The 14,774-nt window shown below is 45.7% G+C and carries 15 protein-coding genes; 5 read left to right on the top strand and 10 right to left on the bottom strand.

Translation table 11 applies throughout. The features are described 5' to 3' along the window. Nucleotides 1–8: 8 nt before the first annotated feature. Genes rsfS through AO382_RS10725 form a run of 3 tightly spaced genes read right to left on the bottom strand, consistent with a single transcriptional unit; the run spans nucleotide 9 to nucleotide 1,421 of the window. A complete protein-coding gene (rsfS, locus tag AO382_RS08945) occupies nucleotides 9–374 on the bottom strand; it encodes a ribosome silencing factor (protein ID WP_049238169.1) in 366 nt (121 codons plus the stop codon). Between the two features lie 32 nt (nucleotides 375–406). Next, nucleotides 407–1,069, bottom strand: a complete 663-nt coding sequence (nadD, locus tag AO382_RS08950) for a nicotinate (nicotinamide) nucleotide adenylyltransferase (RefSeq protein WP_227513672.1) — start codon at nucleotides 1,067–1,069, stop codon at nucleotides 407–409. Nucleotide 1,070: 1 nt separating this feature from the next. After that, a complete protein-coding gene (locus AO382_RS10725; RefSeq protein ID WP_115346489.1) occupies nucleotides 1,071–1,421 on the bottom strand; it encodes a hypothetical protein in 351 nt (116 codons plus the stop codon). Nucleotides 1,422–1,989: 568 nt separating this feature from the next. On the opposite strand from AO382_RS10725, the gene uvrA reads away from it, so the two are divergent. After that, on the top strand, nucleotides 1,990–4,887 hold the full coding sequence (gene uvrA, locus AO382_RS08955; protein ID WP_064620341.1) for an excinuclease ABC subunit UvrA: 2,898 nt from the start codon (nucleotides 1,990–1,992) through the stop codon (nucleotides 4,885–4,887). 138 nt (nucleotides 4,888–5,025) lie between these two features. Then, nucleotides 5,026–5,736: a single-stranded DNA-binding protein gene (gene ssb, locus AO382_RS08960; RefSeq protein WP_064620344.1), complete on the top strand. Its 711-nt coding sequence runs from the start codon at nucleotides 5,026–5,028 to the stop codon at nucleotides 5,734–5,736. Nucleotides 5,737–5,816: 80 nt separating this feature from the next. Here ssb and AO382_RS08965 read toward each other — a convergent pair whose 3' ends face one another. After that, on the bottom strand, nucleotides 5,817–6,968 hold the full coding sequence (locus AO382_RS08965; RefSeq protein ID WP_064620346.1) for a glutathionylspermidine synthase family protein: 1,152 nt from the start codon (nucleotides 6,966–6,968) through the stop codon (nucleotides 5,817–5,819). Continuing rightward, nucleotides 6,965–7,522 (bottom strand): hypothetical protein, encoded by a 558-nt coding sequence (locus AO382_RS08970; protein WP_064620348.1) that lies wholly within the window; start codon nucleotides 7,520–7,522, stop codon nucleotides 6,965–6,967. Before AO382_RS08970 ends, AO382_RS08965 begins: the two co-directional genes overlap by 4 nt. A 196-nt stretch (nucleotides 7,523–7,718) precedes the next feature. Between AO382_RS08970 and AO382_RS08975 the strand changes: the two genes are divergently transcribed. From AO382_RS08975 to ccmE, 3 genes are all read left to right on the top strand, one after another. Then, complete coding sequence (locus tag AO382_RS08975) at nucleotides 7,719–8,528, top strand: heme ABC transporter permease (RefSeq protein ID WP_064620350.1); 810 nt, start codon at nucleotides 7,719–7,721, stop codon at nucleotides 8,526–8,528. Continuing rightward, nucleotides 8,528–8,728, top strand: coding sequence for a heme exporter protein CcmD (gene ccmD / locus AO382_RS08980; protein ID WP_003656294.1), 201 nt, complete (start codon nucleotides 8,528–8,530; stop codon nucleotides 8,726–8,728). Before AO382_RS08975 ends, ccmD begins: the two co-directional genes overlap by 1 nt. Nucleotides 8,729–8,797: 69 nt before the next feature. Beyond that, on the top strand, nucleotides 8,798–9,319 hold the full coding sequence (gene ccmE, locus AO382_RS08985) for a cytochrome c maturation protein CcmE (protein ID WP_064620353.1): 522 nt from the start codon (nucleotides 8,798–8,800) through the stop codon (nucleotides 9,317–9,319). Between the two features lie 70 nt (nucleotides 9,320–9,389). Here ccmE and AO382_RS08990 read toward each other — a convergent pair whose 3' ends face one another. From AO382_RS08990 to AO382_RS09010, 5 genes are all read right to left on the bottom strand, one after another. Next, the gene (locus AO382_RS08990; protein WP_064620356.1) at nucleotides 9,390–10,220 is read right to left on the bottom strand and encodes a MetQ/NlpA family lipoprotein; all 831 of its coding nucleotides are present in this window, start codon (nucleotides 10,218–10,220) and stop codon (nucleotides 9,390–9,392) included. A gap of 180 nt (nucleotides 10,221–10,400) precedes the next feature. Continuing rightward, the gene (locus AO382_RS08995) at nucleotides 10,401–11,090 is read right to left on the bottom strand and encodes a methionine ABC transporter permease (protein WP_003664060.1); all 690 of its coding nucleotides are present in this window, start codon (nucleotides 11,088–11,090) and stop codon (nucleotides 10,401–10,403) included. Beyond that, nucleotides 11,080–12,126 carry a methionine ABC transporter ATP-binding protein MetN gene (gene metN / locus AO382_RS09000; RefSeq protein ID WP_064620358.1) on the bottom strand — a complete coding sequence of 349 codons (1,047 nt, stop codon included), beginning with the start codon at nucleotides 12,124–12,126 and terminating at the stop codon, nucleotides 11,080–11,082. The genes AO382_RS08995 and metN overlap by 11 nt, the downstream gene beginning before the upstream one ends. Before the next feature lie 145 nt (nucleotides 12,127–12,271). Beyond that, nucleotides 12,272–13,837: an ATP-binding protein gene (locus tag AO382_RS09005; protein ID WP_064620361.1), complete on the bottom strand. Its 1,566-nt coding sequence runs from the start codon at nucleotides 13,835–13,837 to the stop codon at nucleotides 12,272–12,274. Between the two features lie 131 nt (nucleotides 13,838–13,968). Continuing rightward, nucleotides 13,969–14,691, bottom strand: a complete 723-nt coding sequence (locus tag AO382_RS09010) for a response regulator transcription factor (protein WP_064620365.1) — start codon at nucleotides 14,689–14,691, stop codon at nucleotides 13,969–13,971. Between the last annotated feature and the right edge of the window lie 83 nt (nucleotides 14,692–14,774).

Raw genomic sequence — 14,774 nt, forward strand, 5'->3', positions numbered from 1 at the left:
AAGCTGGCTTAGTCTCTTTGGGCTACTAAGGCTTTTAGTGCTTCTGGAGATGACCACAAGCCTTCTAAATCATAGAATTCTCGCGCTTGTGGGGTCATGATGTGCACTACCACCGAGCCCAAGTCCACCAGTGTCCAATCACTGTCTTTATCGCCTTCACGGCCAAGCGGCATCAGCCCTGCTTCTTTGGTTGCAGCACCCAATTTGTCCGCCAAGGCTTTGACGTGGCGTTTACTGGTGGCTTCACAAATGATGATGCGTTCGGCGACTTCGGTGAGGTGTTCGATTTCAAGGGTCGTTATGTTTTTTGCTTTTAAGTCATCAAGCGTTTTGGTGACAAGTGACAGCGTTTGGTCTAAATTCAATGTGGTCATAATTGATTGATAATTTGATGGATAACTTTTAATTATAGCATATTTTTAGGGCTTTGGTATAAACCTTCTTCATGGATATACGCCAAGACGCGCTCATCCAGCAGTGGTGCAGCAAGCTTAGGGTGACCATCAGCGATTAGGGCACGGATTTGACTGGATGAGATGTTTAAGATGGGCGTCGGATCCAGATAGATGGTCTTGTCATTTGCCAAAAATTCATCCAAATCGGTGGTGCATTTTGTAGCCACGGTCTCATCAGCTGGCGTAGTATCAGCGCGGTCAAATGCCCACAATTTGGCTTGGCAAATGAGCTCATCATACGCCTTCCAGTGGTGCAGACTCGCCAAACTATCGCCCCCAATAATAAAAATCAAAGAGTCGTCAGGATAAGCTGTCTTAAGCTGTCGTATGGTGTCGATGGTGTACACAGGGGGTGTCAAAGACAGCTCACGCTCATCAATTGATACATCCATGCCTTGTCTTATCAAGGGTGCGATGGCAAGCTTGAGCATGGCGATGCGGTGTGCGTGCGATGTCGGCGCGCCCTTAAAGGGGTTGCCGGCAGTCGGTAGCAGATGAAGGTAGACCTTGTCAGCAGTTTTTTGGCGTATGGCATCATGTGCGCTTAGCACCATCTGCAGATGCGCCCGATGGATGGGGTCAAATGAACCACCAAGATAAATGCGATGGGTCATTTTAGTCTTGATTGAGATGGTCTGGATCAAGGGTCGGGTGCTTGTGCAGTGCTCGTCCAGCGTGCCAACCCGTCTCATCACCAAAATACAACAAGCCTTGTTCATCATCCCGATAAAATTTCAGGGTCTCGCCCTTGGAATCGGTGATGACCAAAGTCTGGATCAAGTGCTCACACAACTGTTTAATTTCGTCTTCATGATTACCCATCGTCGGACGGGTGATGGTGTTTAGCATCTCACGTTGTTCATCACTTAGTACAGCGTGCTTTTGGTCGTAGGCGATGATGTGTTCGGCGATTCGTTTGGCATAAGTGACTGAAAAATCATTGGGATCAACGGCGATAAAAAACATAATACTGCTCCAAATTAATCAAAATATGTCATTATCTTACCAAAATTTGCCAAGAATCACGACAATTTATCCTCCCTCACCGTAAACCCACCGACTTTAAGCGGTGGTATCAGGCAACTTAAGTAGTTATGCTTACGCATCGACCGCTGTTTAGGGTATAAGATTTGTTGTAACATATTACAATGTCTCATTTAAAAATCTATCTAGGTTATTGCCTAACAACCGCTGTAATATAATAAAAAGTCGGCACCGATTTAATATTGAAAGATATAAAACCAATGTTGCAGACTTGGCGTTAATTGCGATAGTTCTAAAAAACACCAGTCCGTTACTTTTTAGCGACATTAGGGATTGAGTTAATAGAAGTGATAATGAGCTTAATCAAAGTTGGCAGAATTTACGCCAAGAATAAAAACAGGCGTTGGTTATTCTTTAAAATCATTGGGTAAATAACCGAAATAAAACATTGCAAAGATTATAAAACCCTTACAATTTCTCACTTTAAAATCCATTAAAACTACCCCATTATGTCTTATACTATCTGTTTAACATATCAAAAGGCAAGTCTATGGCGCACGACAAAATCAGTATCCGCGGTGCACGCACACACAATCTAAAAAATATTGATGTGGATATCCCTCGAGATAAATTCGTGGTGATTACTGGTTTGTCAGGCTCTGGCAAGTCGTCGCTTGCTTTTGACACGCTGTATGCCGAAGGTCAGCGCCGATATGTAGAAAGCTTATCAGCCTATGCGCGTCAATTTTTAAGCCAAATGGAAAAGCCTGAAGTCGATAGCATCGAAGGCTTGTCACCTGCGATCGCCATTGAACAAAAATCCACAAACCACAACCCACGCTCAACGGTGGGCACTATTACCGAAGTGTATGATTATTTGCGCTTGTTGTTTGCGCGTGTGGGCGTGCCGTATTGCCCTGAGCACGGCGAGCCGATGGTCGCACAGACCGTCAGTGAGATGGTGGATGGGGTGATGAGCTTGCCTGTGGATACTAAGCTGATGATACTGGCGCCTGTGGTGCGTGAGCGTAAAGGCGAGCACACTGCGCTACTTGAACAGCTGCCTTCTCAGGGCTTTACGCGCGTGCGTATCGATGGGGTGATTTATGAAACTGATGATTTGCCCAGCCTTGAAAAAAACAAAAAACACAGCATCGAGGTGGTCGTTGATCGCTTCAAAATGCGTGAGGACTTGGGTAATCGCGTCGCTGAAAGCTTAGAGGTGGCACTTAAATTGGGTCATGACATCGCCATTTTATATCACATGGATGGCAATCCTGAGGGCGAAGATGAGCAGATATTATCTGCCAAGCATTCTTGCCCTGTGTGTGATCGTGCGGTGAGTGAGCTTGAGCCCAGATTGTTTAGTTTTAATAATCCTGCTGGCGCGTGTCCTGCGTGTGATGGCTTGGGCAAGCGCCAGTATTTTGCCGCTGAGCGCATTGTCACTCATCCTGAAAAGTCACTCAATCAAGGTGCGATCCATGGGTGGGATAAGCGTCATGCGTATTATTTTGGCTTGCTGTCGACCGTGTGCCGCCATTTTGGGATAGATATGGATGCCCCTTGGCAAAGTCTGCCAAATCAGCAACAAGCCCTGATTTTAAAAGGCTCAGGCAAAGAAAAAATTGAGTTTAATTTCACCGATGAGCGGGGGCGCAAAACGACTAAGACTGCACCATTTGAAGGGATTTTACCGTATTTGGAGCGCCGCTATGCCACGACGACGAGCAATTTGGTGCGAGATGAATTGGCACAATATCTTTCGGATACCGAGTGTAATGTGTGCCATGGCGTGCGCCTTAATGACATCGCGCGTCATGTACGCGTTGAGGACAAAGCGATTGGCGACATCATTCACTTGCCGATCGGAAAGGCTTGGCAATATTATGAAAACTTAAAAATCAAAGGCGCAAAAGGCGAAGTTGCCGACAAGATTTTTAAGGAAATCAAAGAGCGCTTAGGCTTTTTAACGAAGGTTGGTTTGGAGTATTTGACCTTAGCGCGGTCGGCTGAGACGCTGTCAGGCGGTGAGGCGCAGCGCATTCGATTGGCAAGTCAGATTGGCGCAGGCTTAATGGGCGTGATGTATGTGCTTGATGAGCCATCTATCGGTCTGCATCAGCGCGATAATGACCGTTTATTATCCACCTTGATGCACTTGCGCGATTTGGGCAATACGGTGGTGGTTGTCGAGCATGACGAAGACGCCATCAGACAAGCTGATCATATCATTGATATTGGCGTGGGTGCAGGCGTGCATGGCGGACGTGTTGTGGCGTCGGGTACGGCAGCTCAAGTGGCCAAAACCAAAGGGTCGCTGACGGGTGAGTATTTGTCGGGTAAGCGGCGCATCGAGGTGCCAAGCACTCGCCATTCGCCTAAAACCATCGAAAAAACCAAAGGCAAAAAAACCATTCAAGAGCCATTGCACATTTGCTTGGACGGCGCTAGCGGCAATAATCTTAAAAATGTCAGCTTGCAGATCCCGATCGGCGTGATGACTTGTATTACAGGCGTCTCAGGTTCGGGAAAATCGACGCTGATTAATCGTACGCTCATGCCACTGGCTGCCACTGCCTTAAATAACGCCACCACACTTGTCCCCGAAAAATACGAAAAAATCTCAGGGCTTGAGCATTTGGATAAGATGGTCGATATTGACCAAAGTCCCATCGGTCGGACACCACGCTCAAATCCTGCGACTTATACGGGGGTGTTTACTTTGATACGCGACCTATTCACCCAAACGCCAGAAGCCAGAGCGCGCGGCTATAAAGCAGGGCGATTTAGCTTTAATGTCAAAGGTGGTCGCTGTGAGGTGTGCCAAGGCGATGGTTTGATTAAGGTTGAGATGCACTTTTTGCCAGACATGTATGTGCCATGCGATGCGTGTCATGGTAAGCGTTATAATCGCGAAACGCTTGAGGTCAAATACAAAGGCAAATCCATCAGCGATGTGCTTGATATGACTGTCGAAGAAGCGATGGTGTTTTTTGAAGCCATTCCTGCGATCCATCGCCGCTTAGAAGCGCTGCACGAAGTGGGTCTTGATTATATCCGATTGGGCCAGTCGGCGACCACACTGTCAGGCGGTGAAGCTCAGCGCGTCAAGCTTGCCAAAGAGCTTGCCAAGCGAGATACTGGCAAAACTTTATATATCTTGGATGAGCCGACGACAGGTCTGCATTTTCATGATATTGCTAAGCTGTTACATATCTTGCATACACTGCGTGACCGTGGTAATACTGTTGTGGTGATTGAGCATAATTTGGACGTGATTAAGACGGCAGATTGGATTGTGGATTTGGGCTATGAAGGTGGCAGCGGCGGCGGCGAGATTGTCGCGACTGGCACGCCTGAGACCGTCGCCCAAGATGATCGCTCACATACGGGCAGATTTTTAAAGCCCATGCTTGAGCAGGCGCAGTCACTTTCTGAAGATTAGCCAAGGATGAGACTTTACAGAATTATTTTGTAAATTTGCCAAAAACTGATGGCAATTTATCCAAAAATTGCGTAAAGTATGCTTAATTCCAACCATTTAATGATTAAAATTTATTAAAAAACTAGCAAAGGAAATCTTATGAGTGTGAATAAGGTCATTCTTGTGGGTAATTTAGGTAACGACCCAGAAGTTCGTAATTTTGATAATGGTGGCATGATCGCAACGGTATCGATCGCTACTTCTGAGCGCTGGACAGACAGAAATACGGGCGAGCGTAAAGAGCATACCGAATGGCACCGTGTGGTATTTAATAACCGATTGGCGGAGATTGCCTCACAATATCTTCGTAAAGGTTCACAGATTTATGTTGAGGGCAGTTTGCGCACACGCAAGTGGCAAGATGCCCAGACAGGTCAAGAGCGTTATGCCACAGAGATCCGCGCTGATAATATGCAGATGCTTGGCAGTCGCGCCAGTGGGGATAATAGCGGCTATGCCAATACTCAACAAGGTGGCTATGCTGGTAATCAGCCATATCAAAATCAGGGCAATCAAGGTGGACAATACCCAAATAACGCCTATCAACAAGGCAATCAATTTAGTGGTCAAAATTCATCAGGATATACGCAGGCTCAGCCAAACCAAGCTTACCCAAATTCAGGCTATCCCCAAGAGCGAGCGCCTCAGGCTCAGGGTAACCCGATGGCACAAAACCACTCTTTTGGGCAGCCAGCGCACATTGAGCAAAATACAGACGCACCGCCTACCCAAAAGCCAAATACGCCACCAGCGAATAAGCCCGTGATCACGCCATCACAAGGTTTGTCGGATGATGATATGCCTTTTTAAGCTTCATTAGCGTGATCAATGTTTTTGATAAAAAATCTCAAGCCGTGTTCTGCTTGAGATTTTTTATGGACATAACTCAGTCAGATAAAGGCGTGTGGGACAAATAAGCTGGTGTCTTTGGTGATGAGCGTGCTGTCCTCTCGGATGCCGATGCCGGCAGCGCTATGCCCGACGATCCAGCTGCCAATGACCGCAAACACATCTTGTCCTTGATTGTTGCTAAATTTTGGTAAAGGTGAAGATGCTTGATAGACATAGCCTTCGTGACCATACTGTCCATCGGTCGCAAGCGTCTGACCTTCATGGATTAGGCTGATATTGGCGCCTTCACGAGAATAAAAGGGCTTTTTAACCACATTGCCTGTCATGTCAGCCGCAGTTAGACTGGCTGGCAGCAGATTGGGATGATTTGGAAACAGCTCCCATAAGACGGCAAGCAGTGCTTTATTGCTCATCAAAAGCTTATAGGCAGGCTCAATCAGGCGAATGCCGCTACTGGCAATATACTTTCCAAAGTCTTCTGCCATCAGCCACTCCCATGGATACAGCTTAAACAGATTGTGGATAACACGATCTTGTAAATCGGTAAATTGACCATCGCGAGCGCGATAGCCAATGCTTCCAATGTCAATATATTCTGTCTGCAGTCCCGCTTGAATGGCGACATCTTGTAGGTATTGCGTGGTGGTCAAATCTTCCATGCTGTTTGATACCGCCGTCAAGTACAGCGTGTCTTGGTTGATGGTGGATTTGAGTGCGCCAAACTCTACCAAAAGACGCTCATGAATGCTGTTAAATTGGTCAGCACCGCTCAAGATACCGCTCTGAGCCTGAAGCCAATACCATTGTGCGACGCTTGCCTCAAATAAGGCAGTGGGCGTATCGGCGTTATATTCATAAAGCTTGGGCGGATTGAAGCCATCAAAGCACAAATCAAAGCGTCCATACAAGCTTACCGCTTGGGTGCGAAAGCTGTCCTCGATTTGTTTGGCAATGGCATCATCAATGCCAAGTCTTTCATAATCGCCAGTTTTCACCACATGGGCGACCGCTTGCACATACATTTGGTGCAAGGCGTTGGTCGCATCTTCAATGAGGTCAATTTGCCCCTCGGTAAACACATAGCAGGCGTCTTCTTGCCAATAATTGCCATCAATGCTGTGATAATTAAAGCCAATGCGTGCCATCTCGTCTTGCCAATCTGGACGCGGTGTGACGGCAATGCGTCTCATGAGGCTGCGCCCGTCGAGCCGCCCGTCGCACCAAACCCTTGGCGACTGGTGCCAGTTTTGTTATCTTGAGTGGCTTGTGCCAAGCTTTGGCGATTGCCATTGGTGGCTTGCTGCTGAGCGCTCTGTGCCGGCTGCTGCGTGGTGGTAGGCGTTTGAGCAGTTTGTGAAGCTTGAGCAGTGGCAGCTCGGTTGCCAGCTGCTCGGCTTGCCACATAGCCTGCCGCCGCACCTGCCGCTGCCGCTGCCAGTAAGCTGCCTGTACCATTGCCATCGGTGGCAACTGCTTCACCCTCATCTTCGGTCTGGCTGACTGCCATTTGTGCTTCTTGAGCCTGCATCTCAAGTTCGGCAGCTTGCGCTTGCAAGGCGGCGGCTTGCTCTTGAAGTGCTTGTGCTTCAGGACTGGTATATTGTGCAGGCTGCTCGTGTGGCTCGGCAGGTGCTACCGCTTGCGGAGCTTCAGATGAGCATGCCGCTAAGCTGAGTCCTGCGCCACCAAGCAAGACCAAAGAGATTTGACGAGACGATTTGCGAGTTTTTACAGAATTTGTCATAAAGCTACCTAAAAATAAAGACACTGTCTTTCATTATGACGACAAACGCTTGATTTTACAAGTCAGGATCAGTAAAACAGCCTCTTAAATGCCCAGTTTATCAGCAAATTGTATATGAGTGATGGGGGTGATGTGATATAATAAGACGTTTATATTCTCTTTAATGATTGATAAGCATTAAATAGCTAGGTGATTTATGCCAAAACACAGCCCAGCCCCAAACACAGCTCCCAAAAATGGCGGGTTTTTTGACCGTCTGTGGCAAGGGTTTTTGACTACCGTTGGTACTGAGCGATTTTTCCATATTTTTTCGCCTTGGGTGAAGTATTTGGCTGCAATCGCTGCTGTGTTGCTTGGCGTTGGTCTGGTGTGGGCGCTTGGTTTTGCGCCACCTGATTATCTGCAAGGTAACAGCTATCGCATTATCTTTATTCATGTACCCGCAGCAAGTCTTGCGATGAGCATTTATTTTGCTTTAAGTGTGCTTGGTGTGATTTTTTTGGTTTGGAAAATTAAGACCGCCAACATCGTCGCCCAAGCCATTGCACCCATTGGATTCATCTTTTGTGTGATCAGCTTATTGACGGGTTCAATTTGGGCAAAACCCACTTGGGGTACTTATTGGGTTTGGGATGCACGCCTAACCTCCATGCTGATTTTGGCGTTTTTGTATGCTGGTGTGATTGCGCTGTTTTCTGCTTTTGAAAATAGTAGCAACCGCGGAAAAGCAGCTGCCATTTTATCCATCGTAGGTGCGGTGAACTTGCCCATCATCAAGTACTCTGTTGAATGGTGGAATACGCTACATCAAGGTGCAACATTTACCGTTACCAATGCACCAAAAATGAGTGCGTCCATGTGGGTGCCACTTTTGATTATGATTTTGGGCATGTACTTTATGGTGGCGGCAATTGCTATTTATCGTGCCAATTCACTGATTTTAGCTTGTGAAGCCAATAAGGCTTGGGTGATGCGATTGATTAATCAAAGTCAGGAAGGTGTGTGATGACACCATATTTTAAGTCAATGAGCGAATTTATTGCGATGGGTGATCATGGTTATTATGTGTGGCTATGTTATGCATTGACTGTGATTGCTATTTTGGGATTAATTATTTATACCAAAAATGAGCGTAAAGTTACCATCCAAAAACTCAGTCGTCAGCATGCACGCGGACGATTAACCAACAAACAGCGCCGTCAGTAGGTGCTTGGCTGAATTTATCGCTGTAATGAGCATTTGAGCATATGGCGACTTAAACGATGTGGGGGGATAATGAACTCTGTACGACAAAAAAAACTGATGTGGGTGCTGGCAGTGCTGCTGGGTGCTGTCGTGGCGGTCAGTTTGATTTTATATGCCATTCGTAATCAGACAGATTATTATTTTGATCCAACTGCGATCGCTGCAGGTCAAGCTCCTGAAGCTAAGCGTATCCGAGTAGGCGGCATGGTGGTTGCAGGCAGTGTTCAGCGAGACCCTAGCGATCAGCTGAACATACAATTTAAAATCACCGACTATAAAGCTGTCGTACCAGTCAGTTACCGGGGTGTTTTGCCAGATTTATTTGCCGAAAATTCAGGCATCGTCGCGACAGGTGAGCTACAAGATGGCGTGTTTGTTGCCAGTGAAGTGCTGGCAAAGCATGACGAAAACTATATGCCGCCTGAAGTTGCCAAGTCGCTTAAAACAGAACATGCCGCACGCGGAACGGATGTTAATAATGGACAGTTTGTACCCGCAACGCCGATGAGTGAAATTGATGAGCGTAACGCCGCTCAAGGCACCGAGCGTTAAAGTATGACTTTGATGGCTCAATAAAAATCCTCCAACGGTTGGAGGATTTTTTATGGTAAGATTGGTCAGATTACCAGCCTTTGATAACACCATCTTTGAATTGCTTTTTGGCTTCAGCTTCCACTTCGTCTGTTTGATAGGCTTTGACGAAGTTTTGGATCGCTTCAGAGTCTTTATTATCTGCACGAGCGACAATGATATTGACATAAGGTGAGTCTTTGTCTTCAACAAAAACACCATTTTCTGTTGCAGTTAAGCCGACTTGACCAGCATAGTTGTTATTCACCACCGCCAGATCAACATCGTCAATCGCACGAGCAGCAACCGAAGTATCGACTTCTTTGATCACCAGATTCTTTGGATTTTCTACGATATCAAGCGTGGTTGAGAATAGGTTGGTGTTGTCTTTTAGCTTGATTAAGCCTTGCTTTTCTAGCAAAATCAGCGCACGAGCCAAGTTTGATGGATCGTTTGGAACAGCGATGATGGCGCCATCTTGTAGCTCATCCAATGTCTTGATTTTGGTTGAATAACCTGCCAATGGATAAACAAAAGTGTTACCGACGATGACCAAGTTATCCAAGCCTTTTTCTTGGCTGTCTTTTTCAAGATAAGGCTTGTGCTGCATGGCATTGGCGTCAAGCTCACCTTTTGAGACGGCTGAGTTTGGCATAGCATAGTCATTAAACTCAACCAATTCAACGGTTAGGTTGTATTTTTCTTTAGCGACCTGACCTGCTACCTCTGCCACAGCTTGCTCAGGACCTGCCATGACGCCAACCTTGATAGTCTGTGCAGCTGTATCAGAGATGGCAGCTGGTTCGTTTGATTGATTGCTGCAGCCTGCCAATGCGATGCCAGATGCCAACGCACAAATACCAAAAATTTTACCAAAATTCATAAAATGACCTTACAAAATAAAATAAAGTTATATGTTCAAAAATCGCTTAAGTATTGACAAAAGCCATAAAAACTTATCTATTAAAGCATAAAAGATGAGAAAAGAGCAAGTGTCAATGATGATATTTCACATAAAAACTTATGAAATTTTTTCAATTTTGTACAGGTTGATTCAGCGTGGCTATCGGTGGTCAACTTTGGCTGCCAAGACATCGCCAGCTTTTTGAAAAATCATCACAATGGCAACAATGATGATGGTTGAAATCCACTTGACATATACCATATTGCGATGCTCACCATAGTTAATCGCAAGGCTTCCCAAGCCACCACCGCCAACCACGCCTGCCATTGCAGAATAACCAATCAAAGACACCAAGGTCAATGTGACCGCATTAATCAAAATGGGCAGGCTTTCGGCAAAATAGTATTTGCTGACAACCTGCCAATGTGTTGCACCCATAGATTTGGCAGCTTCGGTCAGTCCTGTGGGTACTTCTAATAAAGCATTGGCGGTCAAGCGTGCAAAAAATGGAATTGCTGCCACACTCAAAGGGACAATGGCAGCTGTTGTGCCAAGGGTTGTTCCCACCAAAAATCGTGTGACTGGCATGAGAATAATGAGCAAAATAATAAAAGGAACGGAGCGACCAATATTAATAATAACATCCAAAATCACAAATGTACTGCGATTTTCAAGGATACGCCCTTTATCGGTTAAAAATGCCAAAAACCCTATCGGTAGCCCAACCAAAACAGCGATGGCAGTGGCAGCAAGCCCCATATAGATGGTTTCCCAAGTGGATTGGGCAACCATCTCCCACATTCTTGGGTGCATTTCACTGACAAATTTTGTGACGATTTCATTCCACATAGCCGATAATCTCAATATTGACCCGATGGGCGGTTAAAAATTCTATTGCTTGCATAACTGAGGTGCCTTCACCGATAAGCTCGGCAATGGTAAAGCCAAATTTTATGTCGCCTGCATAATCCATCTGTGAGGTTAAAATATTAAAATCTACATCAAATTGTTTTGAAGCAAGCGAAAATAACGGCATATCCACTGAATTGCCCGTAAATTCAAACTGAATCACTGGTGATAATCCCAACGCAGGTTCGGATTTGAGTTGGCTAAGATAGCTGTTTGGCAGACCGATATGAAATGTCGAACGAATGAAGGATTTGGCAAGTTTGGTTTGAGGATTGGCAAAAATTTCACCGACCTTGCCTTGTTCAATCAGCACGCCTTTGTCCATCACTGCAACCTTATCGCAAATACGCTTCACCACATCCATCTCATGTGTGATTAATAAAATGGTAATGCCAAGCTCTTCATTAATCTTCTTAAGCAAAGTTAAGATAGATTGGGTGGTTGCAGGATCAAGTGCAGAAGTTGCTTCATCGCACAAAAGAACCTTTGGGTCAGATGCCAAAGCTCGTGCAATGGCAACACGCTGTTTTTGTCCGCCTGATAAATTGGCAGGATAAACCTCTTTTTTGTCGCTTAAGCCAACCAGCTCAAGCAGGTCGCCCACTTTACTGGCAATCACCGCCTTGGGTGTGCCTGATAATTCAAGTGGTAGGGCAATGTTTTCAAAAGTCGTGCGAGAGTGTAACAGGTTAAAGTGCTGAAAAATCATGCCAATTTTTCGGCGTTGAGTGATGAGTTCACGCTCAGACAAGGCTGTCAAATCCACATCGTCAATCACAACAGAGCCTTCACTTGGTCGCTCAAGCAGATTGACACAGCGGATTAAGGTAGATTTACCAGCACCTGAAGCACCAATGATACCGTAGATTTCGCCACTTTGGACGGTCAAATCGGTTGGCTGTACCGCAGTAAAACTCGTCGTTTTACCCTCTTTTTCAATAACAAATTGTTTGCTAACACCTAAGAGGGTGATCATGGGCGAGAGGGAGTGTGTGGACATCGTTAAATTGCCTTGATCAATGAAGTAAACCCTATATTATATCATATACGAACCAAACATTAAAATGATGACAATGATGCCTGTCTGTTTCATTAATGATTGGTGGATTTATTCTTAATGTCTAAGACGGTGGTTTTGATTTGGCAGCCAGTGGTAAAATCACCAAAAAGCGTGTATGCCCAAGCCAAGTATCTGTGATGATTGTGCCGTGATGAGCTTCAACAATCTGCGATACCAATGATAGCCCAAGCCCTGACCCCTTTTTTTCTTGCTTTAGGCGTACAAAAGGGCTAAAAATGTCCTTACGCTTATCCTCAGGAATACCTAAGCCTTGATCAATAAAAGCAAGCACTGCAAAATTTGGCTGATCTGCCTTTTGCTCTTTATCTTTGGGACGAGTCAGACGCTTTAAAAAATCAGTCGGAGTTTTGCTGTCTAAAGTGTTTGCTTCATCTGATTTTGAGTGTAAAATATCACCATCACCAATTTCACAAAAACTGTCTAGCAAGTATTGAGGGATTGAGTTAGCTTCTTGAATATTGGTGGCGTGATACAAATAAACCTGAACAGGTGGTATGCCGTGAATCATGGCGTTATTAAGCAGGTTGCGCACCAGATGGGTAAGTAATTTTGGCTGAGCCATCACGCTCACTGGTTCGCCGATCAATGTCGCTTCAGGATAATGCTGAACTTCTGAGCGGATCAGCTCATACAAATCGACTTGCTCAGTGGCTTGTAGAGCGTGCCCTGCATCTAGCCGAGATACCAACAAAATGCTTTCAACCAAATCATTAAGCCCTGTCAAATCACGATTCACCGCAGAAGCCCGTTTGTCAAATTTGGCTTTGGTGGCTTCATCAAGCTGGCTTGTCAGCATGTCCATCATCTCAATTTGTAAGCGAATCCGAGTGATGGGTGTGCGAAACTCATGTGAAGCGTGTGCAAGCAAGAGGCTGTGGGCATTGATCAGCTGTTCGATTTTTTGGGCAGATTGGTTAAAGCCATGCGCAAGCACTGCGATCTCATCATTACCCTCTTCGCTGACGCGCACACTAAAATCGCCTTCACCCAAGCGGCTCATCTGTCGGCTTAGTTGATTGATTCGCCAAGTAATACTGTGCGAAATCCACCAAAGCACCGCCGACATGATGGTAAATAACAAAACCGTTCCTGAAAATAGATTAAACCACGCCATCAAAGGGCGCTCAGGACTGGGAATGCGATTTTCATACCATAAAGAATACCCAAGCGCGCTCTCCACCACAATATGTGGGGGCGACGACGCAAAAATTTGGCTAATCCACGGCGGATCAGGCAAAAGCGTTTCGGGCAAATCAGTATTCTCGGTTTGTAGCATCAGCCGCCCTTGTGGGTCATACAGCCCAATTTTGGCGTTCAAGCTTTCATCAAAAATATCAAAACTTTTTTTGATAACTACCAAAGAAAAGCGCGCTTGCAGCAAATTATTTTGAGCTGATAAGGTGTGCGCCTCCGCCAAAAACGGCTCAATTTGATTCATGATTTGACTGGCGACAGCTCGGTTTCTTGCATGATCAGAATTGTTATGCGCAAATTGAGACAGCAGCACAAAAGCAATGGTAAAGGTTAAAAGCGCCAAAAAAACGCTGATAAATAATCGCGCCGAAATGGAGCGAAAACCAAATTTGCCATGATGTACCGAGCTCATAAGACTCCAATTGTTAATTAAATGATGACCCACGCTCACATCAGATATGAGCCACGGAGTGGCGAAACACTCCAATCAAATGCAGAAAAACCATCAAGCCTGTCGCCTGATGGTTTTGGATAATACTGTCGTTAAACTTGATCGGTGGCAAATTGATAGCCAACGCCTCGCACTGTGATAATGCGCTTAGGCTGACGTGGGTTGTCCTCAATCAAGGCGCGCAGTCTTGAGATGTGAACATCGATGGCGCGATCAATATTTTCTGAGCTGTCATCGTTTGGCATGGCTTGCCATAGCTGCTCACGATTGAGCACTTTGCCAGCATGCGTAGCAAAGTAATGCAAAAGCTGAAACTGGTGTGTGGTCAGACGGACGGTCTTTTCATCAATCGTGACCTCATGGCTGTCTGGATAAACTGTCAAGCGACCAAAAGTAAGGCTGCCTGAATTGGTGTCTGCCTGATTTGGCGTCTCATGACGACGCAAGACAGCACGGATACGCGCTAACAGCTCTCGCGGCTCAAATGGCTTGGCGATATAGTCATCAGCGCCCATCTCAAGTCCTAAAACGCGGTCGGTGGTGTCTCCCTTGGCGGTGAGCATCACGATAGGCACTTTATTAATCATGGCATTTTTTGAGCCGCGTACTTTTTGGCAAACTTGCATGCCATCCATATCTGGAAGCATCAAATCCAAAACAATCAAGCTGATATCACGCTCTTTGGCGTCCAAAATATCTAAGCCGCCTTGACCGGTGGAAGCATGATGCACTTCGTAATAATTCATAGAAAGATAATCGCTGATAAGCTCCGCTAAATCTGGATCATCTTCAATCAGTAGGATCTGTTTATTCATTTTAATGCCCTTAAATTTAAATTATAGTGATTCATATATAAGGCTATCTTGCCAAGTTTTATAGGTGTTGGCAAGTGTATATT

Source organism: Moraxella catarrhalis, assembly GCF_001656295.1.
Classification (GTDB): domain Bacteria; phylum Pseudomonadota; class Gammaproteobacteria; order Pseudomonadales; family Moraxellaceae; genus Moraxella; species Moraxella veridica.

What these genes read in the sequence shown, in the direction of transcription:
- rsfS (WP_049238169.1), bottom strand. Translation starts at nt 374, where the DNA reads ATGACCACATTGAATTTAGACCAAACGCTGTCACTTGTCACCAAAACG.
- nadD (WP_227513672.1), bottom strand. Translation starts at nt 1,069, where the DNA reads ATGACCCATCGCATTTATCTTGGTGGTTCATTTGACCCCATCCATCGG.
- AO382_RS10725 (WP_115346489.1), bottom strand. Translation starts at nt 1,421, where the DNA reads ATGTTTTTTATCGCCGTTGATCCCAATGATTTTTCAGTCACTTATGCC.
- uvrA (WP_064620341.1), top strand. Translation starts at nt 1,990, where the DNA reads ATGGCGCACGACAAAATCAGTATCCGCGGTGCACGCACACACAATCTA.
- ssb (WP_064620344.1), top strand. Translation starts at nt 5,026, where the DNA reads ATGAGTGTGAATAAGGTCATTCTTGTGGGTAATTTAGGTAACGACCCA.
- AO382_RS08965 (WP_064620346.1), bottom strand. Translation starts at nt 6,968, where the DNA reads ATGAGACGCATTGCCGTCACACCGCGTCCAGATTGGCAAGACGAGATG.
- AO382_RS08970 (WP_064620348.1), bottom strand. Translation starts at nt 7,522, where the DNA reads ATGACAAATTCTGTAAAAACTCGCAAATCGTCTCGTCAAATCTCTTTG.
- AO382_RS08975 (WP_064620350.1), top strand. Translation starts at nt 7,719, where the DNA reads ATGCCAAAACACAGCCCAGCCCCAAACACAGCTCCCAAAAATGGCGGG.
- ccmD (WP_003656294.1), top strand. Translation starts at nt 8,528, where the DNA reads ATGACACCATATTTTAAGTCAATGAGCGAATTTATTGCGATGGGTGAT.
- ccmE (WP_064620353.1), top strand. Translation starts at nt 8,798, where the DNA reads ATGAACTCTGTACGACAAAAAAAACTGATGTGGGTGCTGGCAGTGCTG.
- AO382_RS08990 (WP_064620356.1), bottom strand. Translation starts at nt 10,220, where the DNA reads ATGAATTTTGGTAAAATTTTTGGTATTTGTGCGTTGGCATCTGGCATC.
- AO382_RS08995 (WP_003664060.1), bottom strand. Translation starts at nt 11,090, where the DNA reads ATGTGGAATGAAATCGTCACAAAATTTGTCAGTGAAATGCACCCAAGA.
- metN (WP_064620358.1), bottom strand. Translation starts at nt 12,126, where the DNA reads ATGATCACCCTCTTAGGTGTTAGCAAACAATTTGTTATTGAAAAAGAG.
- AO382_RS09005 (WP_064620361.1), bottom strand. Translation starts at nt 13,837, where the DNA reads ATGAGCTCGGTACATCATGGCAAATTTGGTTTTCGCTCCATTTCGGCG.
- AO382_RS09010 (WP_064620365.1), bottom strand. Translation starts at nt 14,691, where the DNA reads ATGAATAAACAGATCCTACTGATTGAAGATGATCCAGATTTAGCGGAG.